Origin of the sequence: Leifsonia sp. NPDC058292, from assembly GCF_042880955.1 — a bacterium.
Lineage (GTDB): Bacteria > Actinomycetota > Actinomycetes > Actinomycetales > Microbacteriaceae > Leifsonia.
Map to the genome: position 1 here is coordinate 25,298 of NZ_JBHVYL010000035.1, position 8,310 is coordinate 33,607.

Annotated in this window: 8 protein-coding genes; 6 read left to right on the forward strand and 2 right to left on the reverse strand. The window is 70.2% G+C overall.

All coding sequences use genetic code 11. From position 1 onward, the window contains the following. Positions 1-35 precede the first annotated feature (35 nt). A complete protein-coding gene (locus ACFVWR_RS15970; RefSeq protein WP_387214203.1) occupies positions 36-686 on the reverse strand; it encodes an alpha/beta hydrolase in 651 nt (216 codons plus the stop codon). A gap of 63 nt (positions 687-749) precedes the next feature. Here ACFVWR_RS15970 and ACFVWR_RS15975 point away from each other — a divergent pair, with 63 nt between their 5' ends. The 5 genes from ACFVWR_RS15975 to ACFVWR_RS15995 all read left to right on the forward strand — a co-directional run bounded on the left by ACFVWR_RS15975 (position 750) and on the right by ACFVWR_RS15995 (position 6,396). Continuing rightward, positions 750-1,325: an NUDIX hydrolase family protein gene (locus ACFVWR_RS15975; protein ID WP_387214206.1), complete on the forward strand. Its 576-nt coding sequence runs from the start codon at positions 750-752 to the stop codon at positions 1,323-1,325. A gap of 5 nt (positions 1,326-1,330) precedes the next feature. Next, positions 1,331-2,491: an MFS transporter gene (locus tag ACFVWR_RS15980; RefSeq protein WP_387214209.1), complete on the forward strand. Its 1,161-nt coding sequence runs from the start codon at positions 1,331-1,333 to the stop codon at positions 2,489-2,491. 91 nt (positions 2,492-2,582) lie between these two features. After that, positions 2,583-3,353 (forward strand): SDR family oxidoreductase, encoded by a 771-nt coding sequence (locus ACFVWR_RS15985; protein WP_387214212.1) that lies wholly within the window; start codon positions 2,583-2,585, stop codon positions 3,351-3,353. Positions 3,354-3,430: 77 nt separating this feature from the next. Beyond that, a complete protein-coding gene (locus ACFVWR_RS15990; protein ID WP_387214215.1) occupies positions 3,431-5,107 on the forward strand; it encodes a cytochrome bc complex cytochrome b subunit in 1,677 nt (558 codons plus the stop codon). 80 nt (positions 5,108-5,187) lie between these two features. Continuing rightward, complete coding sequence (locus ACFVWR_RS15995; protein ID WP_387214218.1) at positions 5,188-6,396, forward strand: acyltransferase family protein; 1,209 nt, start codon at positions 5,188-5,190, stop codon at positions 6,394-6,396. Between the two features lie 52 nt (positions 6,397-6,448). On the opposite strand, the gene ACFVWR_RS16000 is transcribed toward ACFVWR_RS15995, so the two are convergent. After that, on the reverse strand, positions 6,449-7,255 hold the full coding sequence (locus tag ACFVWR_RS16000) for an SDR family oxidoreductase (RefSeq protein WP_387214221.1): 807 nt from the start codon (positions 7,253-7,255) through the stop codon (positions 6,449-6,451). 80 nt (positions 7,256-7,335) lie between these two features. Here ACFVWR_RS16000 and ACFVWR_RS16005 point away from each other — a divergent pair, with 80 nt between their 5' ends. After that, positions 7,336-8,214 carry a sigma-70 family RNA polymerase sigma factor gene (locus ACFVWR_RS16005; RefSeq protein ID WP_387214224.1) on the forward strand — a complete coding sequence of 293 codons (879 nt, stop codon included), beginning with the start codon at positions 7,336-7,338 and terminating at the stop codon, positions 8,212-8,214. Positions 8,215-8,310 lie beyond the last annotated feature (96 nt).

Below are 8,310 nucleotides of genomic sequence, written 5' to 3' on the forward strand. Positions count from 1 at the left end.
GGTCAGGGCGCGGTACGACCGGTTCGGCGGGCGGATCAGGAACGCAGATGCAGCCGGATGAACGCCGCGATGTCGGCCAGCTCACGCGTGGAGATCGAGTGCCCCATCCCCTCGTAGATGCGGGCGTCGAGCTCGGTGTGGTCGGGCAGCCACGCGGTCGTGCGGGCGATGGATGCGGCCGGGATGGTCTCGTCGGCGGTGCCGCGCCCCCAGAAAACGGGCGGGCGGTGGGCGGCGAGACGTGCGTCGTCGGCGCCGTCGCCCTGCACGACGAATCCCGAGAGCTGCACGGCGTAGTCGAACCGCTCGGGGGCGAGCCGAAGAAGCTGCAGCGCCATCGCCCCGCCCTGGGAGAAGCCCAGGAGGCCGGTGGGAGTGACCGGCTGGTCGTCGAGCCAGTCGAGCACCGCCCGGGCGGCGGCGTCGGCGTTGGCTGCGAGAGGGTCGCCCGGCACGTTCGTGAACCGCGAGAACCAGGCGAATCCCTGGCCCTCCGGGATCGGCGCGCGCACGGAGGCGATCACCGGTTCGAGCGGGAGATAGGCCGAGATGCCGAAGAGGTCGGCCTCATCGGAGGCGTACCCGTGCAGCAGCACCAGGAGCGGCCGGCCGGCCCGGTCGCGTTCGGAGGCGGACCAGAGCACGGCGTCGCGGTCGATGGTGAGGTCGGGGGAGGGCAGCGGCACGCGGTCTCCTGACGATGGAGGGAGGAAGCTCCATTGTGCCCTGCCCTTCCGTAGTATCGGTGCATGAGCGTGCGCACCCCCGACCCCGACCCCGATCAGTCGCCCGACGACATGCCCCAGCAGGGGCCTGCCTGGCTGACCGACATCGAGCTCGAGCAGGCACGCCGCCGCCTGCCGTTGCTCTACGTCGAGGCCGTTCCGGTTCGGGTGGATGGCCTCGGTCAGGTCACCGAGGTCGGCGTGCTGCTGCGCGCGAACGCGGTCGGCGAGATGACGCGCACGCTCGTCTCCGGCCGGGTCATGTACGGCGAGACGCTGCGCGAGGCGCTGTTCCGGCACCTGGAGAAAGATCTGGGGCCGATGGCCTTTCCGCAGCTGCCCGCGAGCCCGACCCCGTTCCAGGTGGCCGAGTACTTCCCGATGCCGGGTGTCACCCCGTACACGGACGATCGTCAGCACGCCGTGTCGCTCGCCTACGTCATCCCGGTCACCGGCACCTGTGAGCCGCGGCAGGATGCGCTCGAGCTCACCTGGATGCGGCCCGAGGAGGCCGTCACCCCGCAGGTCGCCGAGGAGATGGAGGGCGGGCGGGGAGCGCTGCTGAAGGCCGCGCTCGCGTCTGTCGGCCGGCTGGTCTAGCCGGAGTGGCTGAAAGAGGCATCCGTCAGGCCATCGTCGGGCTCCTGGCGCTGACGGCCGGAACGTGCTTGGCCGTCACCACCGAGGTGCTGCCCGTCGGGCTGCTCCCAGCGATCGGGCGGGCGTTCTCAGTGAGCGAATCGGTCGCCGGTCTGCTCGTCAGCGTCTACGCCATCGCGGTGGCCGTGCTGGCGGTTCCGCTCACCATCGTGACCCGGCGGTTTCCGCGCAAGGCGATGCTGCTCGCCACGCTCATCGCCTACATCGTCAGCAACGCGCTCGTGGCGAGCGCGCCGACCTTCGCCGTCGTGGCGGTGGGCCGCGCACTGGGCGGCGTCGCGCATGCCCTCTTCTTCTCCGTGTGCATCGGCTACTCGGCGCGACTCGTCGACCGGGCGTACATCGGCCGTGCGATGGCGCTGGTCGCCGGGGGAGTGTCGGTGGGCCTCATCCTGGGTGTCCCTCTTCTGACCACGCTCGGCACGGCGACCGACTGGCGGGTGTCATTCTGGGTGCTGACCGGGCTCACAGCGCTGGCCACGGCTCTCATCGCTCTCTCGCTGCCACACGTGAACAACGAGAATCCGGCGCCGGAGAGCGGCACCCGAGAAGGCCGGCGCCGGCTCATCACGGTTGTCAGTGCGAACGGGCTCGCCTATCTCGGCCAGTTCGTGCTGTACACCTACATCGCCGTCGTCTTCATCGGAACCGGGGTCGGTGAGCCGGCTGTCGGTCCGCTGCTCATCGGGGTGGGCGCCTGCGGGCTGCTCGGGCTCTGGTTCGGCGGGCTCACCTTCGACCGTTCACCCCGCTGGAGCGGAACCGCGGTCATCGGGGCAGCGGCTCTCGGCATGATCGGCATCGGGCTCGGCTATCCGTCGTTCGTGATCGTGCTCATCGGCGCCGCCGTCTGGAGCGCCGCCTACGGCGCTGCGCCGTCGTTCTTCCAGGCGGCGGCGGTGCGCACGCACGCGACCTCGCCGGAGATCGCGGGCGCGTGGGTGAACGCCACGAGCAACGTCGGCATCGCCGGCGGCGCCGCCATCGGGGCGGCCGCGCTCGACCTGTCCGGGCCCGGCGCACTGCCCTGGGTGGGCGTGGTGCTCATGCTCGCGGCGCTGGTGGTCGTCGCCACGGCACGAGGGTCTTTTCCCACGCGGCTGTAGCCCGCCGTCACAGATCGGCCCCGCATCCGGTCTCAGCTGGTGTACCGATCACGTAGCGCTCGCCGCGTGATCTTCCAGCGAAAGGAATGTCATGAAGATCGTTGTCATCGGCGGAACAGGACTCATCGGGCGACCCCTCGTCGCGCAGTTGCGCGAAGCGGGCCACGACGCCGTCGCCGCGTCACCCTCGACCGGAGTCGACACCGTCACCGGCGCCGGGCTGGCCGATGCGCTGTCCGGAGCAGACGTGGTGATCGACATCCCCAACTCGCCGTCGTTCGAAGACGGCCCCGTGCTCGACTTCTTCCAGCGCTCGACGAGCAACATCGTCGAGGCCGCGAGGGCCGCCGGGGTGGGGCACCACATCGTGCTGTCGATCGTCGGGGCCGACCGGATGCCCGACATCGGCTACATGCGCGCGAAAGTGGCCCAGGAGAAGATCGCCACGGGCGGCGGCGTGCCGTACACGATCGTGCGGGCGACGCAGTTCTTCGAGTTCATCCCCGCCTTGGCCGAGGGCGGCGCCGACGGTGACACCGTGCGTCTGTCGCCCGTGGTGATGCAGCCGGTCGCAGCCGCCGATGTGTCTGCCGCCCTGGCGAAGGTCGCCGAGGAGCACCCTGTCGACGGCGTGTTCGAGCTGGCCGGACCGGAGCCGCTGCGCCTCGCGGATGCTGCCCGCCGGCTCTTCGAAGCGCGCGGAGACTCCCGCACGATCGTGGCCGACCCTGCGATGGGCTACTTCGGGGGAACCGTCACCGACACCTCGCTGGTTCCGGGCAACGACCCGGAGATCACCGATGTGCGTCTCGCGCCGAAGCGATTCGAGGACTGGCTGGCCTCCACGGCTCCCAAGGCCTGAGTCGCCGGGCCTCATCCGCCCCGGATGTCACAAAATGGCCTCTCTGACTGTCTTAGTGAGTGAGACAGGAGGACATCGTGCAGAAGATTGTCGAGCGTCACCCCCGGAGGTCGTTCACCGACCGGGCAGCAGGGCTGGTCACCGGCACCTCGGTGGGCCGGAGGCTGTCGGCCCTGACCGCCGAATTGAGCGGCCGGCGAGTGCCGTTGCACTGGTCGACCGTGTTCGGGGTCGTGTCGCTGGCGAGCGTCGTCGTGATCTTCGTGACCGGCGTCTTCCTCATGTTCTTCTACGCGCCCTCGAGCACGCCGGTCGTCTACCACGGCGGCTACGGTCCCCTCGAGGGCGCGACGATGTCGAAGGCCATGCGCTCCACACTCGCGATCTCGTTCGAGGTCGACGGGGGTCTGCTGCTGCGGCAGGCTCATCACTGGGCGGCTCTGCTGCTGCCGGCCTCGCTCATCCTGCAACTGCTCACGACCTTCTTCACCGGGGGCTTCCGCCGGCCGCGCCGACTCGGCTGGGTGCTCCTCTTCCTGCTGCTGATCGTCGCCCTGGTGGGTGGCTGGAGCGGATACGCGCTCCCCGATGACATGCTCTCGGGCACGGGCCTGCGGATCGTCGAAGGCATCGTGCTCGGCATCCCGGTCGTCGGAACCTGGCTCTCGATGCTGTTGTTCGGCGGCGAGTTCCCGGGGCGGATCATCGAGAACCTCTACCCCGTCCACGTCGCCGTCGTGCCCGTGCTGCTCATCGCACTGCTGGCGCTGCGCTATCGGGCCGGCTACGTGCAGAAGCCCGCGCAGTTCCCCGGTCTCGGGCGCAGTGAGACGGTCGTCGGCGGCGTGCCGATGCTGCCGAACGCCGCGGCGCGCGCCGGCGGGCTGCTACTGATCGTCATTGGCCTGATCTTCGCGGTCGCGGCGACGGTCACGGTCAGCCCCATCTGGCTCTACGGCCCTTCGTCGCCCGGGGATGCGTCGGCCGGCAGCCAGCCGGACTGGTACACCGGGTTCCTCGACGGTGCCCTGCGTCTCGTTCCGCCGGGCTGGGAGTTCGTCTGGCTCGACCGAACGTGGACGCTGGCGATTCTGGTTCCCCTCGCGGTGGTGGGCCTCTACCTCGCGGCCGTGCTGCTGTATCCGTTCGCCGAGGAGTGGATCACCGGCGACGAGCGCGACCATCACCTGCTCGACCGGCCGCGCAACACCCCGACCCGCACCGGGATCGGCGTCGCAGGCATCGTGTTCTACGGAGCCCTCTGGGGTGCGGGGAGCGCCGACCTGGTGGCGACGCACTTCCATGTCGGGGTCGAGGTCGTCGTCGCGTTCTACCAAGCGGCCGCGCTGCTCGGCCCGATCGTCGCCTTCACCGTGACCCGGCGCGTCTGCTACGCGCTGCAGAAGAAGGACCGCGAGATTCTGCTGCACGGCTACGAGACCGGGCGGATCGTGCGGTTGCCGGGCGGTGAGTACATCGAGGTTCACCACCCCGTCGACGAGCACGAGCGGTGGCGTTTGATGAACACCAGCGATGACGCGCCGCTGCGCGTGCATCCCGACGCGCGCGGCCACCTCGGACTGACCGAGAGGGCACGAGCCGGCATCTCCCGGTTCTTCTTCGAAGACCGGATCAGCCCGGTCACGCGCAAAGAACTGGATGAGGCGGGTGCCGGCGGGGAGTGGGCCGACGACGAGCGAGCCGACGTGGAACGGGCCGACGAGGAGCGGATGCACGAGGCGAGCGTGCGCTGACCCGTGAACCCTCGAACCCTCGATCTGCGAGATCCGCGCAGCATTCGACACCGGGACGGCCGCCGCATAAGATTTGCGGGATGACGAGCCCGGACACCGCCTTCCGGCCGGTGACCCGTGCGCGAGGTCTGCAGGCCCCAGACCGCTTCGTCGCGCTCGACGGACTGCGCGGCGTCGCCGCCCTGATCGTGCTGTTCAGCCACCTCTCGCTGACCCTCGCCCCGGTCTCCGACATCTGGATCGTGCCGCGCGACGTGCATCCCGCGACCTGGTCGGCGACGTGGTGGCTGACCTCGACCCCCCTGCAACTGGTGGTCGGTGGACCGCAGGCGGTGCTCATCTTCTTCGTGCTCAGCGGGCTCGTCGTCGCCCTGCCCGTCTTACGGCGAACCGATTTCGACTGGGTCGCGTATTACGCGCGGCGCATCCTCCGTCTGTGGCTGCCCGTCGCCGCCTCCGTCGTGCTCGCGCTGTTGCTGGTGACGCTGGTCGATCAGAGCCGGGACGATCAGAGCAGCCTCTGGGTGAAGGCGAGCTCGGTGCACCAGCCGTCGTGGGCGACGATCGTCTCGTCGTTCGACCTGCTCTTCGGCAACATCTCGCTGAACAACCCGCTGTGGACGATCCACTGGGAGCTGGCGTTCTCCCTGTTCCTCCCGGTGTTCGTCGCCGTCGCGGTGCTCACTCGCCGCTGGTGGTGGATCACCCTGCTCGCCACGCTTCCGCTCGTGATGGCCGGGGTCTTCCTGTCGCTGACTCCGCTCCAGTTCCTCCCGGTCTTCCTGGTGGGAACGGTGCTCGCCGTGAAGCTGGACGACCTGCGAGCGTGGGTCGCCCGCCGCAGTCGTGTGTGGCTGACACTGGTGGGGTCGGCCGTCGCCGTGATCTCGCTCATCCTGCTCGGCTTGCACTGGTCGACGTGGGCGATCATCGGCGGAGCGCCGCGATTCCAGACGATCACCAAGGGGCTCGAGTACGTCGGTGCGGCCGGTCTCGTGCTGCTCGCCGCCGTCTGGAGCCCGGCCATCCGGCTACTGTCCACCGGTCTGTTCCGCTGGCTCGGGCGCATCTCGTTCAGCCTGTACCTGGTTCACGTGCCGATCATCATCGCCATCGCGTCGCTGTTCGGCCGGGAGTCCACCGCGCTTCGCCTCGTGCTGTCGGCCGTGATCGCGCTGGTCGTCGCCGAGCTCTTCACGCGATTCGTCGAAGCCCCCTCGCACCGCCTCTCCAAGAAGACAGGCCTTCTCGTCACGAGTGCGATGCACGGGTGGTTCGCGAGCCGCTGACCTTCTCGCGCTCCGTGCGCCTCGTGCGTCTCGGTGGCGGGGCTCTGCCCGGCTACCCGCGCGGCCCTAGTGCAGCCGTCGAGGCCGGCACGACCGCATCCGACGCCTGCTCGGCGAGGAACTCGGCCCAGCCCCGGTGTCCGCGCGGCGCCGACCCGTCGGCCAGGTTGTCGCCCGCGCGGTAGGCGCGCCCGACGGCGCCCGGGATGCGCACGCGGATGCGGGGGCGCCCCTTTCCGTGGAACTCGGCGTACGCCGCCAGCAGTTCCCGCACTCCCAGAACATCCGGTCCGGCGATGTCGGCAACCCGGCCGGCAGGGGCGCCGAGGCTGAGTTCCGCCAGGCGCGCAGCGACCTCATCCACGTGCACCGGCTCGAAGCGAAGACCGGTCGGGATGGGGGTGAGCGGCAGGCGGGCAAGGCCGCGCACGACGGGGAGCACGAACTCGTGCAACTGGGCGGCGCGCAGCACCGTCCAAGGAAGGCCCGACTCCGTGATCGCCTGCTCGGCCGCCGCCTTGGCGCGGAAGTAGCCGATCGGCATCCTGTCCGCACCGACGACCGAGATCAGGATGAGGTGCCCGACCCCGGCCTCGCGGGCGGCAGCCACGAGGTTGAGCGCCGCGCGGTCGTCGCCCTTCGCGCCGCCGGCGAGATGCAGCACAGTGCTCACGCCGTCGAGGGCCTCGGCGAGTCCCGTGCCCGCGACGGTGTCGCCGGCGACGTGCCGCACACCGGGCTGGTCGTCCTTCGGGTGACGGCTGAGGATGCGCACATCCTGACCGGCCGCGCGAAGCAGCGGAACGACCCGGCGGCCGATCGTGCCGGTGCCGCCGGTGACGAGAATGGGTGCGTTCATGGTGCTCTCCTGTTGGTCGTGTCACATCGGGGCCGATCGCCCCGTCGATAAGGTGACGAGCGACACACGGAGGATGTGACATGACCGATCAGAGAATCATGGCGAGGCGTTTCGAGACCGCGCGACCGCGGCTGCTCGCGATCGCCCGACGGCTGCTGTCGTCGACAGCGGACGCCGAAGACGCGGTTCAGGAGGCCTGGCTGAGGCTCAGCCGATCGGACGTGTCGGCGATCGACAACCTCGACGCCTGGCTCACCACCGTCGTCTCGCGCGTGAGTCTCGACATCCTGAGGGCGCCCCGTCGCACCCGCGAGCGCTCCTGGGAGGTCGAACCGTGGCCCGCCGAACCCCGGTCGACCGCCGACGACCCTGCGGTCGCGGTGGAGCGCACCGACCAGGTGACGGCGGCGCTGGTCGTCGTTCTGGATGCCTTGAGCCCGGCCGAGCGGGTCGCGTTCGTGCTGCACGACGTGTTCGGGCGGCCGTTCGAGGAGGTCGCGGATGCGCTGGATCGCTCTCCGGAGGCGGCGCGTCAGCTCGCATCCCGGGCCCGCCGTCGCGTGCGCACCGCGACCGATCCGGGCCGGCCGGCGCCTCAGCAAGCGCGCCGGCTGATCGACGCGTGGCTGGTGGCCGCCGAGCGTGGCGACATCACGGCCTTGCTCACCCTGCTCGACGACGGCGCGGTGCTGCGGGCGGACTTCGGCACGAGCACGCAGGTCGTCTCCGGCGCTGAGGCGATCGCGGGTCAGGCCGTGCTCTCCCGCCGGCTCGCCGCGCACTCGACGCCGGTGCTCATCGGTGGTCGTCCCGGCGTCGCGGCCGTTCTGGATGGCCGTGTCGTCTCGATCATGGCCTTCAATCTCGCCGACGGTGCCATCACCGGGCTCGACGTGCTCGCCGATCCGGAGCAGCTGGAGGCGCTGGCCGTAGCCACCGTGCTGGGCCTTCCCGGCTGAGCCGGGGAGACTCTCTGCCGAGGGGCGACTCGTTGCGACCCAGGGCACCCGCCAGCCCGCAAGATCTCGCCCCTCGGCGCACGAAAAAGGTGCGGG